At 61.3% G+C, this 19,550-nt stretch carries 24 protein-coding genes and 1 tRNA gene; 15 read left to right on the plus strand and 10 right to left on the minus strand.

Features of this window, described 5'->3' with window-relative positions:
* Window positions 1–63: 63 nt before the first annotated feature.
* Both QZ409_RS07740 and QZ409_RS07745 read right to left on the minus strand, forming a co-directional pair.
* Window positions 64–597, minus strand: coding sequence for a DNA starvation/stationary phase protection protein (locus QZ409_RS07740; RefSeq protein ID WP_296708953.1), 534 nt, complete (start codon window positions 595–597; stop codon window positions 64–66).
* A gap of 29 nt (window positions 598–626) precedes the next feature.
* Complete coding sequence (locus tag QZ409_RS07745) at window positions 627–1,478, minus strand: alpha/beta hydrolase (RefSeq protein ID WP_296708956.1); 852 nt, start codon at window positions 1,476–1,478, stop codon at window positions 627–629.
* 247 nt (window positions 1,479–1,725) lie between these two features.
* Here QZ409_RS07745 and QZ409_RS07750 point away from each other — a divergent pair, with 247 nt between their 5' ends.
* Window positions 1,726–4,566, plus strand: coding sequence for a winged helix-turn-helix domain-containing protein (locus tag QZ409_RS07750; protein WP_296708960.1), 2,841 nt, complete (start codon window positions 1,726–1,728; stop codon window positions 4,564–4,566).
* Window positions 4,567–4,622: 56 nt separating this feature from the next.
* Here the strand turns inward: QZ409_RS07750 and QZ409_RS07755 are convergent, their stop codons facing one another.
* Window positions 4,623–5,051 carry a hypothetical protein gene (locus QZ409_RS07755; RefSeq protein WP_296708965.1) on the minus strand — a complete coding sequence of 143 codons (429 nt, stop codon included), beginning with the start codon at window positions 5,049–5,051 and terminating at the stop codon, window positions 4,623–4,625.
* 383 nt (window positions 5,052–5,434) lie between these two features.
* On the opposite strand from QZ409_RS07755, the gene QZ409_RS07760 reads away from it, so the two are divergent.
* The 3 genes from QZ409_RS07760 (at window position 5,435) to groL (ending at window position 7,960) form a co-directional block, all read left to right on the plus strand.
* Window positions 5,435–5,641: a hypothetical protein gene (locus tag QZ409_RS07760; protein ID WP_296708969.1), complete on the plus strand. Its 207-nt coding sequence runs from the start codon at window positions 5,435–5,437 to the stop codon at window positions 5,639–5,641.
* Between the two features lie 346 nt (window positions 5,642–5,987).
* Entirely contained in the window at window positions 5,988–6,275 is a 288-nt protein-coding gene (gene groES / locus QZ409_RS07765) for a co-chaperone GroES (protein ID WP_296708974.1), read from the plus strand.
* 53 nt (window positions 6,276–6,328) lie between these two features.
* Complete coding sequence (gene groL / locus QZ409_RS07770) at window positions 6,329–7,960, plus strand: chaperonin GroEL (RefSeq protein ID WP_296708978.1); 1,632 nt, start codon at window positions 6,329–6,331, stop codon at window positions 7,958–7,960.
* 153 nt (window positions 7,961–8,113) lie between these two features.
* On the opposite strand, the gene QZ409_RS07775 is transcribed toward groL, so the two are convergent.
* A complete protein-coding gene (locus QZ409_RS07775) occupies window positions 8,114–8,263 on the minus strand; it encodes a hypothetical protein (RefSeq protein ID WP_296708982.1) in 150 nt (49 codons plus the stop codon).
* Between the two features lie 303 nt (window positions 8,264–8,566).
* On the minus strand, window positions 8,567–8,896 hold the full coding sequence (locus QZ409_RS07780) for a GNAT family N-acetyltransferase (RefSeq protein ID WP_296708985.1): 330 nt from the start codon (window positions 8,894–8,896) through the stop codon (window positions 8,567–8,569).
* Window positions 8,897–9,157: 261 nt separating this feature from the next.
* On the opposite strand from QZ409_RS07780, the gene QZ409_RS07785 reads away from it, so the two are divergent.
* The 3 genes from QZ409_RS07785 to QZ409_RS07795 all read left to right on the plus strand — a co-directional run bounded on the left by QZ409_RS07785 (window position 9,158) and on the right by QZ409_RS07795 (window position 11,694).
* On the plus strand, window positions 9,158–9,298 hold the full coding sequence (locus QZ409_RS07785) for a hypothetical protein (protein WP_296708988.1): 141 nt from the start codon (window positions 9,158–9,160) through the stop codon (window positions 9,296–9,298).
* A gap of 646 nt (window positions 9,299–9,944) precedes the next feature.
* Window positions 9,945–10,487: a hypothetical protein gene (locus tag QZ409_RS07790; protein ID WP_296708991.1), complete on the plus strand. Its 543-nt coding sequence runs from the start codon at window positions 9,945–9,947 to the stop codon at window positions 10,485–10,487.
* A 40-nt stretch (window positions 10,488–10,527) separates the two neighbouring features.
* Window positions 10,528–11,694, plus strand: coding sequence for a hypothetical protein (locus QZ409_RS07795; protein ID WP_296708993.1), 1,167 nt, complete (start codon window positions 10,528–10,530; stop codon window positions 11,692–11,694).
* Between the two features lie 302 nt (window positions 11,695–11,996).
* Here QZ409_RS07795 and QZ409_RS07800 read toward each other — a convergent pair whose 3' ends face one another.
* Complete coding sequence (locus QZ409_RS07800; protein ID WP_296708995.1) at window positions 11,997–12,404, minus strand: hypothetical protein; 408 nt, start codon at window positions 12,402–12,404, stop codon at window positions 11,997–11,999.
* A 230-nt stretch (window positions 12,405–12,634) separates the two neighbouring features.
* Between QZ409_RS07800 and QZ409_RS07805 the strand changes: the two genes are divergently transcribed.
* A complete protein-coding gene (locus QZ409_RS07805; RefSeq protein WP_296708997.1) occupies window positions 12,635–12,946 on the plus strand; it encodes a hypothetical protein in 312 nt (103 codons plus the stop codon).
* Here QZ409_RS07805 and QZ409_RS07810 read toward each other — a convergent pair.
* On the minus strand, window positions 12,941–13,246 hold the full coding sequence (locus QZ409_RS07810) for a hypothetical protein (protein ID WP_296708999.1): 306 nt from the start codon (window positions 13,244–13,246) through the stop codon (window positions 12,941–12,943). The genes QZ409_RS07805 and QZ409_RS07810 overlap by 6 nt on opposite strands.
* Before the next feature lie 269 nt (window positions 13,247–13,515).
* Entirely contained in the window at window positions 13,516–13,641 is a 126-nt protein-coding gene (locus tag QZ409_RS07815; protein ID WP_296709002.1) for a hypothetical protein, read from the minus strand.
* 422 nt (window positions 13,642–14,063) lie between these two features.
* Between QZ409_RS07815 and QZ409_RS07820 the strand changes: the two genes are divergently transcribed.
* From QZ409_RS07820 to QZ409_RS07845, 5 genes are all read left to right on the plus strand, one after another.
* Window positions 14,064–14,351, plus strand: coding sequence for a hypothetical protein (locus tag QZ409_RS07820; RefSeq protein ID WP_296709004.1), 288 nt, complete (start codon window positions 14,064–14,066; stop codon window positions 14,349–14,351).
* A gap of 74 nt (window positions 14,352–14,425) precedes the next feature.
* Complete coding sequence (locus QZ409_RS07825; RefSeq protein ID WP_296709006.1) at window positions 14,426–14,644, plus strand: hypothetical protein; 219 nt, start codon at window positions 14,426–14,428, stop codon at window positions 14,642–14,644.
* Window positions 14,645–15,258: 614 nt separating this feature from the next.
* A complete protein-coding gene (locus QZ409_RS07835) occupies window positions 15,259–16,212 on the plus strand; it encodes a hypothetical protein (RefSeq protein WP_296709012.1) in 954 nt (317 codons plus the stop codon).
* On the plus strand, window positions 16,209–16,499 hold the full coding sequence (locus tag QZ409_RS07840) for a hypothetical protein (protein WP_296709013.1): 291 nt from the start codon (window positions 16,209–16,211) through the stop codon (window positions 16,497–16,499). Before QZ409_RS07835 ends, QZ409_RS07840 begins: the two co-directional genes overlap by 4 nt.
* A gap of 516 nt (window positions 16,500–17,015) precedes the next feature.
* On the plus strand, window positions 17,016–17,831 hold the full coding sequence (locus QZ409_RS07845; protein ID WP_296709015.1) for an alpha/beta fold hydrolase: 816 nt from the start codon (window positions 17,016–17,018) through the stop codon (window positions 17,829–17,831).
* 168 nt (window positions 17,832–17,999) lie between these two features.
* Here the strand turns inward: QZ409_RS07845 and QZ409_RS07850 are convergent, their stop codons facing one another.
* Entirely contained in the window at window positions 18,000–18,137 is a 138-nt protein-coding gene (locus QZ409_RS07850) for a hypothetical protein (RefSeq protein WP_296709018.1), read from the minus strand.
* Between the two features lie 128 nt (window positions 18,138–18,265).
* On the opposite strand from QZ409_RS07850, the gene QZ409_RS07855 reads away from it, so the two are divergent.
* Both QZ409_RS07855 and QZ409_RS07860 read left to right on the plus strand, forming a co-directional pair.
* Window positions 18,266–18,478: a hypothetical protein gene (locus QZ409_RS07855; protein ID WP_296709022.1), complete on the plus strand. Its 213-nt coding sequence runs from the start codon at window positions 18,266–18,268 to the stop codon at window positions 18,476–18,478.
* A gap of 81 nt (window positions 18,479–18,559) precedes the next feature.
* On the plus strand, window positions 18,560–19,219 hold the full coding sequence (locus QZ409_RS07860) for an SOS response-associated peptidase (RefSeq protein ID WP_296709025.1): 660 nt from the start codon (window positions 18,560–18,562) through the stop codon (window positions 19,217–19,219).
* A gap of 109 nt (window positions 19,220–19,328) precedes the next feature.
* Here the strand turns inward: QZ409_RS07860 and QZ409_RS07865 are convergent.
* Window positions 19,329–19,402 (minus strand) — tRNA-Gly (locus QZ409_RS07865).
* Window positions 19,403–19,550 lie beyond the last annotated feature (148 nt).

Below are 19,550 nucleotides of genomic sequence, written 5' to 3' on the forward strand. Positions count from 1 at the left end.
CGCCGGGCTTGGCGGCCCGGCGTCGCATGGGCAGGCGTATGGCGGACCGCCTGCCGCTTCTCATCAATGCTGGAGCGGGGCCTCGGCGCCGCGGGTCGCCTCGTGCAGGAACCAGGCGCGGCGTTCCGCCTCGTCGATCCACACCTCCAGCAGGCTCGCGCTCGCGACGTCGCCGTGGCCGTCGCAGATCGCATGGGCTTCGCGGAAGGACGCAGCGAGCTGGTTGTTGTCGTCGCGCAGCTCGGCAAGCATGTCGAATGGCGCGACGGATTGCGCGTCATTGTCCTCGATGCGCTGCAAACGGGCGATGTGTCCGATCGAACGCAATGTCAGGCCGCCGATCTTGCGCACGCGCTCCGCGATGTCGTCGGAGATGGCGTAGATCTGGTCCGCCTGCTCGTCGAGCAGCAGATGATAGTCGCGGAAATGCGGCCCGGACATATGCCAATGGAAGTTCTTGGTCTTCAGATAGAGGGCGAAAATATCCGCCAGGGCCTCGTTCATGGCCGCAGAGATTTCCTGCACGGCGCTCGGGGAAAATCCGGCGCGCGTTTCCGCCGCTCCGGTTTGTTGGGGTTTACGTTCATTCGGTCTCATGTCGCGTTCCTCTCGAAATCCGGCGGCGTTCAGGCGGCGCCGCTGAGCCGCGTCCGGCCCTGGGCGCGCGCGAAGGCGAGCAGGTCGGCGTTGACCTTGTCTTTTTCCGTCGTGCACATGCCATGTGGCGCGCCAGGGTAAATCTTGAGTTCTGCATGGGGGACGAGCTTCGCCGAGAGAAGCGCGGAGGCCGCGATCGGCACGATCTGATCGTCGTCGCCATGCAGGATCAGCATCGGCACGTCGACCTTCTTCAGATCTTCCGTCATGTCGGTCTCGGAGAAGGCCTTGACGCAGAAATAGGACGCCGGCATGCCGGCCATCATGCCCTGCAGCCAGAACGACTGGCGCACGCCCTCGGAAACCTTTGCTCCTGCCCGGTTGTAACCGTAGAACGGCATGGTCAGATCCATGAAGAACTGGGAGCGGTCCGCGAGAACATTGGCGCGGATCTGATTGAAGGCCTCGATCGGCGTTCCTGCGGGATTGTTCGGCCCCTTGACCATGACCGGAGGAACGGCGCCGATCAGCACGGCCTTGGCGACCCGGGACGTCCCGTGGCGGCCGATATAGCGGACCACTTCGCCGCCGCCCGTGGAATGGCCGACATGGATTGCATCGCGCAGGTCGAGCTGCCGGACCAGTTCGGCAAGATCATCGGCATAAGTGTCCATGTCATTGCCCCGCCAGGGCTGGTCCGAACGTCCGTGGCCACGCCGGTCATGGGCGATGACGCGATAGCCCTGGCCGGCCAGGAAGAACATCTGGTCCTCGAAGGCGTCGCCGGACAAGGGCCAGCCATGGCTGAACACGATTGGCTGGCCTGAGCCCCAGTCCCGGTAATAGATCTTCGTTCCATCCGTCGTGGTGATCATCGTCATGATTGCCTCGTTTGGTTGGCTGTCCGCGCGCAGGAGTCGCGGACGCAACGGAACACCCGGGCGCGCCTTGCCGGCGCGCCGGAACCTTTCGAACGCCGGGAGGTTTTCACGCCAACAGCTGCGAGACGAGTTCAGTCTCGGGAAAAGTCGTGAAATTGCGCGAATTGCGACTTTCGTATAGCGTCATACCCGGCGCTAAGCGCGGATATGCAAGCATTCCGCGGCGGCGAATTCAGGGGTGCGTGCGATGGACGATATCAACGCCCTGCGGCAGCCAAGATCTGCGCGGGCGGAGAGTAATCGCGTCTTCGTCTTTGCCGATTTCCGTTTTTCGCCGGGCGCGCGGTCCCTCCTGCGCAATGGCGCGCCGGTCAGGCTCGGCGCGCGCGCCTTTGACATCTTGCTCATCCTGATCGAACACGCCGGCGAAGTCGTCGCCAAGGCGGAGCTGTTCGACCGCGTCTGGCCGGGCGTCTTCGTTGACGAAAGCAGCTTGCGGGTTCATGTCGCGGCGCTGCGCCGTGCGCTTGGCGACAGCGCGAGCGGCGGACATATCATCGCCAGCGTTCCGGGACGCGGCTACAGCTTCGTCGCCCCGCTCCGCGACGAAGACGGCGCCGGCGCGACCGAGAGCGATGCGGCCAATCCGCCCGCTGGCGGCAGGCCGGCCGCGCTCGAAACGATTTTCGGCCGTGACGACATCGTGCGGACCATCGCCCGGCGGCTGCCGCTCAAGCGCTGCGTCACCCTCACGGGCCCGGGCGGAATCGGCAAGACGGCGGTCGCGCTCGCGGTCGCCAATGAGGTCGCCGCGCATTACCGCGACGGCGTCCGGGTGATCGACCTGGCGCCGCTGGCCTATCCCGACGAGGTCGCCCCCCATGTCGCGTCGCTGTTGCGCATTTCCGCGCCGAACACGGAGCCGCTGCTCGCCCTCACGGCGCAATTGGGCTGCCGCAATCTGTTGATCGTCCTGGACAATTGCGAACATGTCGTCGAGGCGGCGAGCGCGATCGCCGAAGCGATCCTGGGCGCGGCGCCAGAGACCCATATCGTGGCGACGAGCCGCGAGCCGCTGCGGGCGCGGGGCGAATGGACGCAGCGTCTGGAGGCGCTCCCGCTGCCGCCAGCAGACATGGATCTGACCATCGCCGCGCTGTGTCGCTTTCCGGCCTGCGCCCTGTTCCTTGAACGCTGGGCGGCCTGCGACGGCTCGATCGAGCCCCGAGACGAAGACGCGCAACTCGTTTCCGACATCTGCCGCAAGCTCGACGGCGTGCCGCTGGCGATCGAACTCGCCGCAGCCCGCGCCTCCCTGTTCGGCCTGCGCGGCCTGCGCGAGCGGCTTGACGACCGCTTCGCCATCCTGACCAAAGGCCCGCGTTCGGCGGCGCCGCGCCATCGCACTTTGACCGCAACCATCGACTGGAGTTTTGAAACTCTGGGCGACGACGAAAGAAAATTGTGGCGTCGGCTCGGCGTCATGCGCGACGCCTTCACCCTGGAGGCCGCCGAGAGGCTCGGGCGCAATGGGCAGGACGATTTCAGCATCGTAGAAATTCTCGGCAGCCTTGTGGAGAAATCGCTCGTCGCGATCGACGCCCGCGGCGGCGAAAGGCGCTACCGCCTGCTCGAATCCCTGCGGCTTTACGCCTTCGACAAGCTGGTCCTGAGCGGTGAACTCGAATGCGCCCGGCGGCGGCACGCCGAATATTGGCTCGCGCGCTCGATTCAAGGCGGCGACGGCTGGACGGAATTACCGACGCAGGACTGGCTTCTGGCCAATGGGGGCAACATCGCCGACATTCGCGCCGCGCTGGACTGGGCGCTCGGGTCGACAGGAGACCCGGCGCTGGCGATCGCGCTGGTCACGGCCTCCGCCCCGATCTGGTTCAAGATGCTGATGATCCCCGAATTGCGCCGCTACCTTGAGCGCGCGCTCGCGCTGGCCGCGCAGCGTCCCGATATCGAACCGCGCCTCATCATGCGGATGCATGTCGCGCACGCTCACGCGGTCTTCCATACGCTCGGTCATGCGACGGAAGTGCGCGCAGCACTGGAGGCCGCCGCGACCATCGCCGAACGGCTCGGGGACACCGCGTCGCTGGCGCATATCCTGTGGGCCATGTTCGGCTGCTCCTCCGTCCATGGCGATTACGCCGCCATGACAAGCGCGGTCGAGCGGTTCGACCACCTCGAACGGGTCGATGGCGGAGCTCTCATTCACGTCACGCATGAGCGGATGTCGGCCTGGAGCGATCATTTGATGGGCCGCAACGAACTGGCCTTGCGTCATGCCGAGGCGGCCCTCGCCCACCCGGCTGTCCGCATCGGGGACGGCGGCGTGATGTTCGATCATACGCTCACGACAACATCTCATTATTGCCGTATTCTGTGGGCGCTGGGGCGGTCCAACGCCGCCGCCGAGGTCATCGACGAAGCAATCACGCGCACGCTCGCCGTCAATCAACCCTTTGCGCTCGGCTATTTCCTTAATTTCGGGGCCTGCCCCATCGCGATTTGGAGCGGGCGGATAGACGCCTTCCGCCATTATGTCGCGCTGCTCTTCGACGAGTCGATCGGCATTCCCCTGACCGTCTGGCGGAAATGCGGCGAGCTTTATCGGCAGATGCTGGTTTATCTGACCGATCCCGCCAGGGCCGAAGCGACGCGCCTCGCCCTTGCAGGGGCGCCCTTGACCGCGTCTCAGGCTGAACGACTCTCCACTTTCGATTGGCGCCTGCTGCGCCCGGAATGCGTGCAGGACGCGATGGCCGGACGGACCAACTGGTCCACGCCGGAAATCCTGCGCGCGCAGGGCGAAAATCTGCTCTCCGTCGCGCCCCTCGCGGCCAGGCCCGAGGCAGAAAGCCTGTTCCTTCGCGCAATCGAACTGAGCCGGACCCACAAGGCGCTGTCATGGGAGCTGCGGGCGGCGACAAGTCTCGCCGCGCTGTGGCGGGATGAAGGCCGGAAAAGTCAGGCCGACGAATTGCTCGGCGGCGTGGTCGACCGTTTCGCAGCGAGCGAGGACACGGCGGACCTTCGCGCCGCCAGAGCCTTGCTCGGCGAAGCGCCCCGCCCATGACGCCGGTAGTCCCAAGGCGACATGTCAGCCCCGTCTCCTTACAGCAAGTCGGACTCTCACTTCGGGGCGCCGCCGATTTCCACCTGCTGGCCCTTGGCGATCGACCCCAAATACGCTGTGATCGCCACCAGATCAGAACTGCCAAGCTCCGGCGGCGTCCCGGCCAGCCCGCCCTTGATGCAGGACTGCACCTGGCCCTCCAGGGTGATCACCTGACCGGCGCCACGGCTAAAACGGGGGTAAATTGCGGCCGCGTTGAGTAAGCTGGGCAATTTGCGGTCTCCGACCTGGCCCGGCGCCTTGCCGCCTCCCTCGTGGCAGCTCTCACAGGTTCGTCCGTTGCCGCCGAAGGTCGCGGTGGCGAACAGATGGGCCCCCTTGGCCACGGCCGTTTCCAGCGGCGTTTCAGCGGCGCTGGCGGACTGGGCGGCGGCCAGTTGCAGGGCGGCCCCAAAGGCGGCAGCCAGGATGCGAATGGCCGGCATGGGATTCCCCCTCATAGCTTTTTGACCCCTGGGCGCACCACGGTAGCCCAACCGGGGTGCGCAGGGAACCCGTGAATCCCGGCGTGGCTCGCTAGCCGCGCCGAGCCTTGGACAATCCGTGCGTCTTGGCGCGTCGAAATATGGGGCAGCTCATGGACACGGCGTGGGAAGAAACCGCCCTTCGCCGACGTTGAGCATGGCCACTTCGATCGAAGCCCTCGCCTGCTCAGTGAGTTCGAACTGGACCGACCTACGCCGCTTAGGCTCCGGACGAGTTTCGCCCGCAGAAAATCAGGTATATTCTATCTCGTTAGCCATATGGCGCCACCTTGACGGCGGCGACGACCTGATCGGGGTTCCGGCGGCTCAACAGGAGCAGTACCGTGAGCAACGCAGACGAGAAGCGTGTCAATCACTTAGCTGAGCGCAAGGGTTTTCATCTGGAGAAAGCGGGACACGGAAAGGCCCATGGCCGCTTCTACCTCATGAACGTAGCCGAAGGTTCGAGGATGCGTTCTGGCGTCGCCGACCACGAGTATTCCTTTTCGTTGGTCGAGGCCGAGGCTTGGCTTTCGGCCTACTCGAAATGATCCCGAAATTCACCGGATAGTCCTCCCGAAGCTAGCGCAGAGCCGCCGGTGATATTTCTGCCTTCCGCGTATCTTCTGCTTTTGTCATTCACGGACTCCCACTCTGAGGCCTTCTGCCGTTAGGGGGCCCCAGGCAAAACGAGTGCGTGTTGCGGTTGAGCCTGCGTAGTGATGCCGCAAACCGCGGACATCGGCTGGAACACATCTTGATTCACAGCGAAGGCATGCCCATGTGGCTTTAGTCCTTTAGCACTCACCATTGATGAGTGCCAAGCGGCGGAAACTTTCGCCCAGCGGCGCACCTTCCTGCTCAAAGCGTGCTCTGGCTCCAATCAAGGAAAACAATATGGCGTTCCGTCCCCTTCATGACCGGGTTGTGCTCAGACGCCTTGAGGGCGAAGAGAAGACCAAGGGTGGCATCATCATCCCCGATACAGCCAAGGAAAAGCCACAGGAAGGCGAAGTCGTCGCCGTCGGCCCCGGCGCGCGCGATGAAGCCGGCAAGCTCGTCCCGCTGGATGTGAAAGCCGGCGATCGTGTCCTGTTCGGCAAATGGTCCGGCACCGAAGTCAAAATCGACGGCCAGGAGCTGTTGATCATGAAGGAAAGCGACATTTTGGGAATCGTCGGCTGAACCTCCCCGCTTTCCGCATACCCAAGAATCTTTTCTTTCGGAGTTGAACCATCATGGCCGCCAAGGACATCCGTTTCTCCACTGACGCGCGCGACCGCATCCTGCGCGGCGTCGAAATCCTGAACAATGCGGTGAAAGTCACTCTTGGCCCGAAGGGCCGCAACGTCGTCATCGAAAAATCATATGGCGCGCCGCGCATCACCAAGGACGGCGTCACTGTCGCCAAGGAGATCGAGCTTGCCGACAAGTTCGAAAACCTTGGCGCCCAACTCGTGCGCGAAGTCGCGAACAAGCAGCATGACGCCGCCGGCGACGGAACCACCACGGCGACCGTCCTCGCCGCGGCAATAGCGCGCGAAGGCGCCAAGGCGGTCGCAGCCGGCCTCAACCCGATGGATTTGAAGCGCGGCATTGATCTTGCCGTCGAAGCCATTGTCGTCGATCTCAAGAAGAATTCGAAAAAGGTCACCTCCAACGACGAGATCGCCCAGGTTGGCGCCATTTCGGCGAACGGCGACAAGTCGATCGGCGACATGATCGCCAAGGCGATGCAGAAAGTGGGCAATGAAGGCGTGATCACGGTCGAAGAGGCCAAGAGCTTGGAGACCGAACTCGACGTCGTCGAGGGCATGCAGTTCGACCGCGGCTATCTCTCGCCTTACTTCATCACCAACGCCGAGAAGATGATCGCCGAGTTCGACGAGCCCTACATCCTGATTCACGAAAAAAAGCTGTCTTCGCTGCAGGCGATCTTGCCGCTGCTCGAAGCAGTCGTCCAGACGGGCAAGCCGCTGGTGATCGTCTCAGAGGATGTCGAGGGTGAGATTTTGGCCACGCTCGTCGTCAACAAGCTGCGTGGCGGCCTCAAGATCGCGGCCGTCAAGGCGCCCGGCTTCGGCGACCGCCGCAAGGCTATGCTTGAGGACATCGCCATCCTGACCGATGGCCAGGTCATTTCCGAGGATATCGGCATCAAGCTTGAGAACGTGACTCTGGCGATGCTCGGCCGCGCCAAGAAAATCCGCATCGACAAGGAAAGCACGACCATTGTCGACGGCGCCGGCGACAAAAAGGACATTGAAGGCCGGATCGCCCAGATCAAGGCGCAGATGGAAGAAACCACGTCCGATTACGATCGCGAAAAACTGCAGGAGCGTCTTGCCAAGCTGGCTGGCGGCGTCGCGATTATTCGCGTAGGCGGCTCGACCGAAACCGAGGTCAAGGAAAAGAAGGACCGCGTCGACGATGCCCTCAACGCCACCCGCGCCGCGGTTGAAGAAGGCGTGTCGCCCGGCGGGGGCGTCGCTTTGCTTCGCGCCATCCCCGCGCTCGCAGACGTAAAGGTCCAAAACCCGGATCAGAAAACCGGTGTGGACATCGTCCGCAAGGCGATCCAGGCTCCGGCCCGTCAGATCGTCGACAACGCCGGCGACGACGGCGCGGTCGTGGTCGGCAAGCTGCTCGAATCGCAGGACTACGCCTTCGGCTACAACGCCCAGACTGGCGAATATGGCGATCTGGTCAAGCTCGGCATTATCGACCCGACCAAGGTCGTGCGCACCGCGATTCAGGACGCCGCTTCGATCTCCGGCCTGATTGTAACCACCGAGGCGACGATCACCGATGCACCCAAGAAGGACGCGCCGGCAATGCCGCCCGGCGGCGGCATGGGAATGGATTACTGAAGCCCAACCCATGTCGGTAGCGACGCACGAAACAGGCCCTGGGGAGCTTTTCCCGGGGCATTTTTTCGTCACCGATCGCCGAGGGAAGGGTTCTGTCCCTGATCGAAAGGATCAGCGCGACCACGCTGGGCGCCCACGCACCGGGCGTTGACGCTATTCATTTTTAATTGAAACCCCATTGGGGCCGACGAGAATTTGCACGCCCTGCGGCTGCTTGCGGGCCTGGTAGAGCTGATAGCCGAGTATGCTGGCGATGATGACGAGGCCGCCGATGATAAGAACGTAGATGTTGCCGCGATTCATGGTTTTGATCTTGGGGATGGGAGGCGCGCCGGCTGGAAGCTAAGAAAATCTCGTCGAGGACCAAAACCACAATTTTCGGGTGACAATTTCGATCGGCCTGTCGATTGACGTCGGACCCGGCTGCGACGGCAAAGGAGGTCGTTTATTGGACGCCGCACGCCATGAAACTTCGAAAGCGACGACAGCATTTCGAATCATAGATCCGTCAGAATTTCCGCCGTTTCCATCACAGCCGCCTCACGTACGGGCGGCGCATTTGAGGTCAGGGTATCGAGCAACGATCCTGTCAAACAGTTTCGGAAACTACTCAATCGGTTCGGCTGGCGTTTCGCCGGGCGCAACGGTCATCACATCTTGCCATTCTGGAGATTTCTCATACCGCGAACGAACGTAGGAGCAGTGCGGGATGATCCGGAAACCCACGGTTCGCGCGTCGGCGATCAGATAGTCAACCAGCGCCGCCGCCGCGCCCGTTCCCTTTAAGCTTGCGGGGGCGACAGTATGGTCCGCGCTGATAAGGCCGGGACCGGAATGTGTGAAGGTCAATTCGGCCTCGGCTTTATTTCCTGAGACACGAGCGACATAGCGACCGCTATGACCATCGTCCTCCTTACTGATGTTGATCTCCGTCACGCCTCTCTCCTTCGTCGCCAATCACGTTCCTATCGCACAGTCGACGTCCTGGCCGGTCTCTTCGTCTCGGCAAGGTCGGCGAGCCAACGAGATCGTTGGTCTGCTTCCGTACCCAACCAAGCTCATAACGATCGACTACGGCCGGCATGAGTATTTTCCGAGTCTGCTGCCATATGTGAACTGGAGCAAAGCTAGCGCCTCATTGCACGGAGCGCGCCGCCTTAACTCGGCTCCGCCACGTGATGAAGGAGACGGAAGCTCATGCGAACCTTCTTTCTTGCGGCGGCGGCGATCTCGCTGACTGGCTGTGCCAATCTCTATGCCAATTCTGCGGAAGCCGCGCCTTTTTTCAATGGGCTGCGCGACCCAGTCCCGGCGAGCGACATCGAAAACATCCATTAACGCTTCGGCGGCCGTCGGTACTGCTGGTACGCCTATGGATGGCAAGGACCCGGCTGGTACTGGTGCGGTTATGCGAGGCGGCACGGCATAGGTTGGGGCGGCGGTTATGGCTGGCAGGGCTGGGGCTCTCCCGGTCACCGGCCGGGCGCCGACGTGCGCCGAGGCCCCGCGCCCGGATTTGTTGCGCCTGGCGCTCCGCGAGGCGGTGTTGGCGCCGGACCTGGAGCGAGGCCAGGGACAGGACCCGGAGCGGGACATGATGCAGGCACCGGCAGCGGCCCGACAGGGGGGCGTTCTGGAATGGGGCCGGGTGCTGGCCAAGGCCGCGCGCCCGGAGGCGGCGGTCCCGGCGGTGGCAGTCCCATGCGAGGCGGCGCTCCGGGCGGTGGCAGTCCAGGTGGCGGCGGTCCGGGTGGCGGTGGCGGACCGGGCGGCGAACGCTGATCGACGCGCCGACGCCGGAACATTTCTCCGGCCCGGACCGCAAAAGGGAAGAGGCGCGAATGTAGCGCGACAACCAACCGGATGGAGTTTTCTGCGATGAACGAATGCCTCCTGCCGGGAGAGCCCGTCGTGCTCATCGCCGATGACGTGGTCGAGCACATCCAACGCATGTCGGATGATATCGCCCGCGAAGGCTGCCGACGTGTCGCATGACGCCGCCGTCGCGGCCTTCGATCAAAAGTATCCGGACCAGCCGCCTATCGGCGACGCTGAGACCATCGCGCGGCGCGATCCAGGGCCGACCAAGAAAATTCTGTTCGAAACAACTGTTGAGCTTTGGGCCGATCGCACGGGTGAGCCGGTGGCGCCCTTTAATCAGGAGAAGGTTATTCCTTCCCCCGACGATCCCAAAAAGGGCAAGCTCAGGGTTTCGCGCGACTTTGCGGAAGACGTCGACCTGCGCCCGTTCCGCCGTGTCGAATTCTTGCCGGCGCAAAGCGGGTGGGCGCCGCCACGGCTCGACGCATCTTTGATTCTGCCGGGCTTTTTTGGCTCAGAGCCGACCATCTACGCCCCCAACGTCAGGACGGAACTGCTCACTCGCGGAACGGGGCAGAAACTGACCGTTGTTCCCACCGTCTCGCGCGTGCCTGAGGCCGAGTTCATCCCGATTGCTTCAACCTCGGCGACGACGGCGGACGATTCCGCAGCTGCCGGCACCGACTCATCGATCAGCGCGGCATGATCTGCCCCGCGTCTCAACTTCTCATCGAAAAGGAACGCAAATGACTTACTCGAACAGCGCCATCAATTCCGGCAGATCGTCGCCCGAACTGCGCGAGGCCATGGTCGACGGCATCGTGATGCGCGCGCTCGGTTACGCGCCGAACGGCAAGAACGGGACGCCTAAGATCGCCAATGAGCAGAGCTCGCGCGAATTCGCCAACATGGGCCTGTTGGAAATGGGCGCGGAGCTGGCTGGCGTGCCCAATTCGCACCGCATGTCTCGCATTCGGCTCTATGATGAGCTGGCGCAGCGCTCCATGCTCGGCTCGTCGGATTATCCGCTGCTTCTGTCGGCCGCCGCCAACAAGTTCCTGCTGGCGCAATATCAATATCAGGCGCCGTCCTACCGCAGCTTCTCGGCGAAAAAGACCTTCCAAGACTTCAAGGCGCACAATTTCCTGCGCGCCGGCGATTTTCCGATCCTGGAACAGCTGTCGGAAGGCGGCGAATTCCGCAGCGGCGCCATCTCGGAAAACCGCGAGCAGGTCTACGCGCTGACCTACGGCAAGATCGTCGGCCTGTCGCGCCAGATGTTCGTCAATGACGACCTCTCGGCCTTCGCCGATCTGACCGGCATGGCCGGGCGCCGCGTGGCGGATTTCGAGAACTCCATCGCGTGGGGCGTCATCCTGTCGAACACCAAGGGCGGCCCGACTCTCTCGGACGGCGGCAACCTCTGGAACTCGACGGCTGTGACGACCGCCGGCGGCCACGCCAACCTCGCCGGCGCGGCCACCGCCGTCACCGTCGCGGCCATCTCGGCCGGCCGTCTCGCCATGCGTCAGCAGAAGTCGCTCGACGGCATTCCGCTGAACGTCAATCCGTCGATCATCGTCGCTGGTCCCGCCAAGCAGACCGAAATCGAGACGCTGCTCTCGACCTCGCTGCTGGCGACCCAGATCAGCAACATCAACCCGTTCAACGGCGGCGGCATGACCAATCTCCGTCCGGAGATCGACGCCTATATCACCGACAACGCCTGGTATCTGTTCGCCGACCCGGCATTGGCGCCAGCCTTCGTCTGGGGCTACGTCTCCGGCTTCGAAGGCCCGCGCTTCGCCATTGACCAGCCATTCCGCATGGATGGCCTGTCGCTCAAGGTCGCGGAAGACTTCGGCTTCGGCGGCATCGACTGGCGCGGCTCCTACCGCAACGCCGGCGCGTAAAGGCGGCTGGCGGCAGAACATCGAGATGGCGGAAGGGGAGTTCCTTTCGAGGGCGACGAGAGCAGCCCAATAACGGGAAGGCCGCCTCCCGGCTCCCCTCCGCCGCTTGAATGCGGAAGCGGGTCAAGGCGGCCAGGCTCTCACATTTCAGTCTTCCAAAAAGCAGAACGGCCGCCCCGGAGGTACGGGCGCCCGTTGCCAGTATATGAGGAATGACCTCGCCAGCCTGTTGCAGGGCGCCGCGAAATGATTTGCAGACCTCGCGGCTTTGAGGAAGGCCTAGCCGCAGATCGTCCCGCAGATCAGCGCGTCGGCTCCCCACTTTTTGGTGGCAGCGCAAAGTTGCGGCCGACCACGAAGACGGTCGTATCCTCGGCGCTGACAGCGAAGTCGCGGACCTCGAAGACGCGACGCTCGGTCTCCTCGGCAAGTCCGGCTCGCGCCACGACATAACACCGCCCCGGATCCAAGGGAGGCGTGCCCATCATGAACGCTTCCATAACGAGTTCCCGCCGCGACAACTGCCGCCAATGCTTGTCGCCGGCCGCCGTCATCTGCCCGCGCGCCAACGATCGGACGTCACCCGCTCGTTCGCAGAGAGCGCTGACCTTCGATGGTTCGAGCCGCATGCTTTCTAGCCATTTGCTCTGGGCCATCGCAGGAGGCGCGGTAAACAACAGCGTCGCGATAATCGAGATTAGCGTGCGCATCGTTCTCGCTCCTCTATACCATTTTTTAGTATAGATCCCGGGCCTCGCCACGACATTGATAAAGATCAAACCGACGCCCCAGGCTATTCCCTTGCGCGTTCCCTCAGTCAGTCACGGCAAGCCTTGGGGTGTTTCGGATGAATGATAGTCTCCGCTCGCGCTATAGCTGCAAAGGTCTTTGGCGGAATGATCGCGGAAAGCACGGCAGGACGACCAGACGCGGCCGATCCTTGTCACGCACGTGGCAGATCGACGAGAACCTCATCCGCTGCAACCTGACGCCAGCACAGGAAGCGGGCGCGATTTCCCGGCGCAAAGCGATCTATGAGGAATTGCACCCGGAGACGAAGCGGGGCGGCAATTTTGGACCGAACGGACAATTTGTCCGAACGGCGGAAGAGACGTTCACGTCTGCAACTGCTGATGCAACTGGCCGCACGGATCGTGACGTGCGCCGCGCCGCCGCACTTGGTGAAGCCCTCGGCGACGACCTGAACGACATCGCCGGCACATCGCTCGACAAGCCCGGAGTCCGATCATGAGGCAAGCTTCGTTTGCATGAATTTGGCGAGCTTGTCGGCCTTGTGGATCATGCCCTCGTTGATCTCGTCCTCGCTGAGCGTGCCGGTGTATATGATCAGGCGCCGCACGACTTCCTGGACTTCGCCGACCTCGCGAGCGAGCCTCTGCGCGTTGGTAAGTTCTTGGCCCGGCTGAACTTCCTTCAGGCCGAAACGTAGCGCTTTGCTGACACGCACCGCGACCTCGCAGCATTCCTCCGCCAAAATCGTGAGGAGTTCGCGCGCATACCCCTCGGTGGGCTGACCGTAATTCTCAGGCACTTGTTTGCCTTTCTTTAAAAATCATATTTCATAAGTCGATTTTTCTATCGCAATTTAGACAAATTTAGCAATTTCTAGGATGCAAACATCGTTAATCACCTCGAGTGGATACCGAACCGCACGGCTACGAAAACTATTTGAATCTTATAAGCTTTCTTCGCCCTCTCCATTTTTCAAGCGGTTCTAAATATTCGAAAACTTGTCGTTCGTTTCATCGACGCCAGTGGTTCACTCGTCATTCGACGCGTTCAGGTCGTCAAGCGGGATTTTCATCGATCGAGCATCGTCGCGCTGCCGTCGCCGCTCTGTTGGTCAATAAGCCATTCCTCGTCATCATCGTGGCAGAACAGCGCATCGAAGCTGCCGGCCTCGTGAAGGTCTTCAATCGGGCCCAACAGCGGCTCCGAGGGGTGCATGGCACAGCGTCCCCACTGGATTGCTCGCGTATGGCACGATGCCAATGTTGACGTGGCATGTTCTGGTGTGTGCGGGCCAAGCTTGATGCCGGCTAGGTTACCCCACAAAAAAACTTTGCGAAAAGATATCCCCGCGAGTCCTTCCCCGCCGCCGCACACGACCAAAAGCAGCAAAAAAGCGGCCATCCGTGCTGTTTCATTTTGGAACGGGGTGCCCGCCGCCCGTGGCGAAGCCCTTGGCGACGACCTGCCGGCTCAGTTTGACTACCCCGGCTACCGCGAAAGTGTCATCGCAATAAATTGAACTTCACGTTAGCGTTATCGAGGATCGTGCGGCGAGCAGCGCAGGCGGCTTTCGGGATGGTCAGAATGCCTTTTCGCAAAATCGATAGGCCACGCTCATGCTGAAGCTGACATCCGACCACCTTGCCGAGTTGGAAACAATGCGGGCCCAGCTCGACACAATGAGCAAACGTGTCCGCGAATTGTTTTTTCAGTTGGCTTCCGATGATGATCACGACCCCGATTTTGTCGTCGCGGCTCGATTTTCCAGAGTTGACAGCGGTTTTGACGTGCTGGACTCACTCATGTCTGACGCTGCCGATGCGGTCGCGAGCACACTGACTACACCTAACAGGATCGATAACGTTCTAAGGCTTCACCACAAGCTGACCGGCCAAAAACACTGACCGCCGAGCTTGAGCGCCAAATAAAATCACCGAACCCATTTGCGCCCGAATTGGTCGCGATGCGAGATTAAACATTGAAGCACGGCGGCGACAGCAAGAGCGATCAAGTGGAAAAGTTTTCCACTCGAACTTTTGCCGATGCCACGGCTGACGCGACAGGCAAGACCGACCGCGCCATCCGTATGGCCGCCGCCCGTGGAGAAGCCCTCGGCGATGACCTGAATGACATCGCCGGAATATCGCTTGATAAAGGCGTGGAGCGCGTGAGGCGGGCCCCGGAAGCGCGCGCATAATATTAGTCCGGGGCCGCCCGCGCCATTCGTCCTAGAGGAGGCTAGGACGAGCGCGCACGATGAAACTGCACTTGCCACTCAATCGAGGCCAGTCGAAAAAAGACGTAGCGCCTTAAAGATGACCGGCGAAACGAAGGCGTAGTGCCTTAAAGGTGTATTCGCGCGTCGACAGAAAGCTGGGTGAGCAAGATCAAGCTTGAGCCGGGCAATTCGCCGCGAATAGCGACATTTTACGCAGTGCGAGATGTGGCCCCAGGAGTGCGTCTGAGGCGGCGGTCTGAATGCGGCGCATCGCCCTCTACATCACGATAGATTTCTTGAGTCTCACGCCCGCGCCACTGCCATTTTCGGGGATGAACTCGACGCCAGCGGCTTCGAGCGCGGAGCGGATCGCTGCCAGAGCGCCTTCTGATACGGGGCGCCGTGATCGTTCGAAGTCGACAACTGTCGAAAGCCCTAACCCCGCAGAATCCGCAAGTTTTGGCTGCGTCCAATCGATAAGCGCCCTCGCGGCGCGACACTGTGCGGGTTTCATTTCAACATTTTCTGTTGACTGCGATTAAACCGAAGCGTATCAACATAAACTGTTGATAGCAACCCCATCGGAGATATCCATGTCGAAAAACACCATTTCGGCGAGCGCTACCGGCTTGCCTTCTTCCGACCCGATTTTCAAAGCCCTCGACGAATGCGAGCGCACGAAAACCGCCTACGAGGCGGCGAACAAAGCCAGCAAGAAAATATACGACGACAACATGCACTTGGGCCTTCGCGTCACCTTCCGCGCATCGTACGACGGCAAGTCCGCGACGGTTCACAGCCTCAGCGAATTGGAGGAATTCTTTGAACAGATCGCACCGCATCGGGGTGACGCCGGAATTCGCGAGATCGGCAAGATTGCGGAGCAACGCTATGGCGTGACGCTGCCGGCTTATCAGGGTACGGCGCCGGAAATCATCGACGCATGGGCGTCAGCCCGCGCCGAATCCATCGCAGCGTTTGATGAGGCCGCCAAGGTGCGCGACGAAGCGCGGGCTGAGGCTGGCATCATGGAGGCCGACAGGCTCGATGAGGAGGCGTGGAAAGCTTTCAACGAAGCCGAAATGGCTGTCCTTGCAACCAAGCCGACGACGCCAGCGGGCGGCTTGGCGCTCGTTCAATTCTGCGCCGAGTATATGGCGCAATATGAGACGGATGAGAAAATCGCGCCCGCGCTGGTCAACGCGGCGCTCGCTCTGGCTTCCAGTTCGGGGGCCGATATTGTCGTTTCCAAGCGGCTGGCGTCCCTCTATGCGGATAATTGGCCACCTGTCGAGAGCAAGCCCGACCTGCCGCGCGAATTGCTCGAAAACTATCATACGTGGTTGTTTTTCGAATATCAGGCCATGTCCGACGAGCTTTCACCCTACGGCCGCAGCAGGCAGGGCGATTTTGTCTATCTCGCCAATCCGGCCGCGAAATATCATGACGCCTTTTCGGGCGATCGCTCGGCTACTCCGGCGCCAACGCGAGCAGCGACCGTATTGGCGGCTGTCGGCTGCGACTGGCAAGAAGAGCCGAGGAAATGAGCGAGCCCCGCACGTTCATCGAGTTCCGGCCCGGAATGCGCCGCCTCATCGAGGACGCCATCGAGAGTCTGATCCTGCTCCTGGACGAGATCGACGGCGACGACGATCTTGAGGATGGATCGGACGACGAAGATGGCGCCGACTGTGAGCCCGCCCTCGGCGCACCTGAGCGCCATAATCGACAGACTACGGCGGGTTGTGATCAACGGCTATGGGCTCAGGGCGAAGCTGACGATCGCGAAGATGACGACGAGCGGGAGCCGGAAGAAGGTGTTTTCTATCTCTAAAAGGCGGTCTTGAAATCGTCCCCGACCGCGCCCATCCTGAAATCAATTCAGCCACCTTCCCGGCTGAGGGAAACGGAAACGCCCGCCACGGATGTACTGGCGGGCGTTTTTGTTTCTGTCTCCGGACCAGCAGCAGGCCCCGCACGGTGAAAGCCGGTTGCGGGGATTTTCGTTATCGCGCGACGAAAGCGTTTTCGATCGATCACGGTGGGCCGGTGTCGGTCAAACTACCGCTATCGGCGGATTTCGTTGAAAAAGTCGTCGAGTGAGCGATTGCATGCTCCGTAGCGATCATTTTCTGTCGGTGATTGCGGAAATTTCTAGTTTCTTTGCTTCGCCGTCTATTCTCGGCGGAGCCCTCGATAACGTCACCTTGCCGCAGCGGCGTAGCGCACGGAAGGAGTTTAATATCTGACGCATCGCAAATTGCCGCAACCTTTTTCGCTGCCTTTTTGCGTCATTGCCGCGGTCGCGTATTGGCTATTAATTTGGAGTCCAATTCCAAAGGAGCGTCCATTGAGGCTCGAGCTTATTTCAAAATATCCCGCCTGCCAAAGCCCGGTGCCGCCGCTACTGTTTGTTCATGCGGCCTGGCATGGCGCTTGGTGTTGGGACGTCCATTTCCTCGATTTTTTCTCTGACAACGGTTTCGAAGCTCATGCGCTTAGCTTGCGTGGGCACGGCCAAAGCGAAGGCCGCGACAAATTGCGCTGGACGGGGATAGGCAGTTATGTCGAGGATGTCGCAGAAGTCGCAAGGCAAATGGCGCGCCCGCCGATCGTGATTGGCCATTCATTGGGTGGCTTCGTCGTTCAAGTCTATTTGGAGACCCATGCGGTGCCAGCAGGCATTTTGGTGGCTGCGATTCCTCCCACCGGGGTGTTGCGTCCCCTGCTGAGGGCGGCGCTGCGCCATCCATGGATTTTCTTAAAGACACAATTGACGCAAGATCTCTATCATTTCGTGGCCACACCCGAACTGGCGCGCGAAGCTTTCTTTTCATCTGGCATAAGTAACGAGTTGGTGGAAGCCTATTGGCGACAGCTTCAGAACGAATCTTTTCTCGCCTTTCTCAGCATGTGCATCGGCCGGCCCAGGCCTACGCGGGTTAAATCTCCAATGCTGGTGCTAGGTGCCCGCAAGGATGCCACAATTCTTCCATCAGAGATCGAAGCGACTGCCCGTGTTTATGGAACGACCGCGCAAATTTTTCCCGGCATGGCGCATGATATGATGCTGGAGCCGCTATGGAAGGACGTCGCCAACGCCATTTTGGCTTTCGCGACCGCAATCGCGGGAACGCCTGGCCCACCAGAGCCCAATGCTTCGTGAATGCTCCTGCTTTTCGTACATGGAAAGCTAGTGAGGAATTCAAGAATTTCACTGACGCGTTTCTGATTTATGAAATCAGTCGGTTCTTTGCCGCGAAAGTCGGTTCTGGAAGTTCTTGTTAGCGCGCCCTGATCAGATGGCGGCTATGAGCCGACAGCCGTAAATTGCCTATCCCGGCTTCGACCCGCCGATGCTATGCGCCCTGAGCGAAAAGTAATCGCGCTCGCCGGTCAGCATCAGGGCGAGGGCGTCGATCGCCGCCACAACGGTCGAGCCAGAATAATAGAGTGGCCCGGCGACTTTCATCCTCGTCATCTCCCCAATGACGGCGCCCCGGCACGTTCCGAGGGCCGCCAGCAATGCAGGGCGGTCGACCAGCGAGTCCGACCGGGTTGTTCGCCTATTCATGGCTTTTCACCCGTCGACGGCCGCAATTGGGACGGAAGAAGCGCGCCTCGGACATAGCCGCGCGAGACGGCCGCTTCGGAACCGATGGCAAGCTCGGCAAGGTCGTGAAGGAGAGCCCGAATCGCCTCACGCGGATCGCCGCCGAACTCTTCCATCAGGGCATCGATTTCCTCGTCCGTCGCATCGAGGGCGACACGTTGAACCCCATCTGCCATGATTCCTGCCCTGTCCTACGGTGAGAATGTAAGTGGAACATCGTGGCCGCCGAGGGTCAATCAGATGGTGTTGGCGTGACGGGTTGCGGCGAGCATAATCGGCCAATGTGTAATCTCTACTCAATGACAAAGACCCAGGACGCCATGCGGGCCCTGTTCCGCGTCAAGCGCGACCTGACGGGCAACCTACCGCCCATGCCCGGCATTTTCCCGGATTACGCCGCGCCGATCGTCCGCATGGCGGAGGGCGAGCGCGAGCTTGCCACGGCGCGGTGGGGCATGCCCTCGCCGGCCTTCGCCCTCAAGGGCCGCACAACAGACCCCGGCGTGACCAATGTCCGCAACACGTCGTCACCCCACTGGCGCCGCTGGCTCGGCCCTGCAAATCGCTGCATCGTGCCGTTCACATCATTCTCGGAATATGAAACCGGGCCAGACGGCAAAAAGGTCCCGGTCTGGTTCGCGCTCGGCGAAGATCGCCCTCTCGCCGGCTTCGCCGGGATTTGGACCAACTGGACCTCAGTCCGCAAAGCCAAGGAGGGCGAAGTCACCTGCGATATCTTCGCGTTCCTGACGACCGAGGCGAATGCGGAAGTAGCGCCAATCCACCCAAAGGCCATGCCAGTTATTCTGACAGACGAAAACGAGGTCGACGTCTGGCTCAGCGCCCCGGCGCAGGTGGCGATGGAACTACAAAGACCATTGGCAGCCGGAAAACTGAAGATCGTAGCCAAGGGCGACCGGCAAGACAGCACGCCTGCGTAAAGCAGGATTCGCAGTGCGTGGCGACATGGTGGCGACACCGCGCATTTGAACCGAGATAGCGGAAGCCGCGCCGTCGCCACAAACTCAAGCAAAATCAATTAGATGATTTTGGAGCGGGTGGAGGGAATCGAACCCTCGTATTCAGCTTGGAAGGCTGCTGCTCTACCATTGAGCTACACCCGCGCGCGACCCCGTTATGCCAAGAGGCGCGGCGCTTGGCAAGAGTCGTCAGAAAAAGGCGCGCCGGGCGTTGGCGTGGAAAAATAACAGCCTTTACAAATCGTTCCCGAACGCCCCGGCCCGCGCGACGGAAAACCGTCTCCTCTCATTT

The sequence above is a fragment of the Rhodoblastus sp. genome (assembly GCF_019449565.1).
In the GTDB taxonomy this organism is placed as follows: Bacteria; Pseudomonadota; Alphaproteobacteria; order Rhizobiales; family Beijerinckiaceae; genus Rhodoblastus.

What these genes read in the sequence shown, in the direction of transcription:
- groL (WP_296708978.1), top strand. Translation starts at nt 6,329, where the DNA reads ATGGCCGCCAAGGACATCCGTTTCTCCACTGACGCGCGCGACCGCATC.
- QZ409_RS07850 (WP_296709018.1), bottom strand. Translation starts at nt 18,137, where the DNA reads ATGAAAGTCGCCGGGCCACTCTATTATTCTGGCTCGACCGTTGTGGCG.
- QZ409_RS07840 (WP_296709013.1), top strand. Translation starts at nt 16,209, where the DNA reads ATGAGCGAGCCCCGCACGTTCATCGAGTTCCGGCCCGGAATGCGCCGC.
- QZ409_RS07750 (WP_296708960.1), top strand. Translation starts at nt 1,726, where the DNA reads ATGGACGATATCAACGCCCTGCGGCAGCCAAGATCTGCGCGGGCGGAG.
- QZ409_RS07755 (WP_296708965.1), bottom strand. Translation starts at nt 5,051, where the DNA reads ATGCCGGCCATTCGCATCCTGGCTGCCGCCTTTGGGGCCGCCCTGCAA.
- QZ409_RS07820 (WP_296709004.1), top strand. Translation starts at nt 14,064, where the DNA reads ATGCTGAAGCTGACATCCGACCACCTTGCCGAGTTGGAAACAATGCGG.
- QZ409_RS07745 (WP_296708956.1), bottom strand. Translation starts at nt 1,478, where the DNA reads ATGACGATGATCACCACGACGGATGGAACGAAGATCTATTACCGGGAC.
- QZ409_RS07860 (WP_296709025.1), top strand. Translation starts at nt 18,560, where the DNA reads ATGTGTAATCTCTACTCAATGACAAAGACCCAGGACGCCATGCGGGCC.
- QZ409_RS07740 (WP_296708953.1), bottom strand. Translation starts at nt 597, where the DNA reads ATGAGACCGAATGAACGTAAACCCCAACAAACCGGAGCGGCGGAAACG.
- QZ409_RS07795 (WP_296708993.1), top strand. Translation starts at nt 10,528, where the DNA reads ATGACTTACTCGAACAGCGCCATCAATTCCGGCAGATCGTCGCCCGAA.
- QZ409_RS07835 (WP_296709012.1), top strand. Translation starts at nt 15,259, where the DNA reads ATGTCGAAAAACACCATTTCGGCGAGCGCTACCGGCTTGCCTTCTTCC.
- QZ409_RS07800 (WP_296708995.1), bottom strand. Translation starts at nt 12,404, where the DNA reads ATGCGCACGCTAATCTCGATTATCGCGACGCTGTTGTTTACCGCGCCT.
- QZ409_RS07785 (WP_296708988.1), top strand. Translation starts at nt 9,158, where the DNA reads ATGCGAACCTTCTTTCTTGCGGCGGCGGCGATCTCGCTGACTGGCTGT.
- groES (WP_296708974.1), top strand. Translation starts at nt 5,988, where the DNA reads ATGGCGTTCCGTCCCCTTCATGACCGGGTTGTGCTCAGACGCCTTGAG.
- QZ409_RS07775 (WP_296708982.1), bottom strand. Translation starts at nt 8,263, where the DNA reads ATGAATCGCGGCAACATCTACGTTCTTATCATCGGCGGCCTCGTCATC.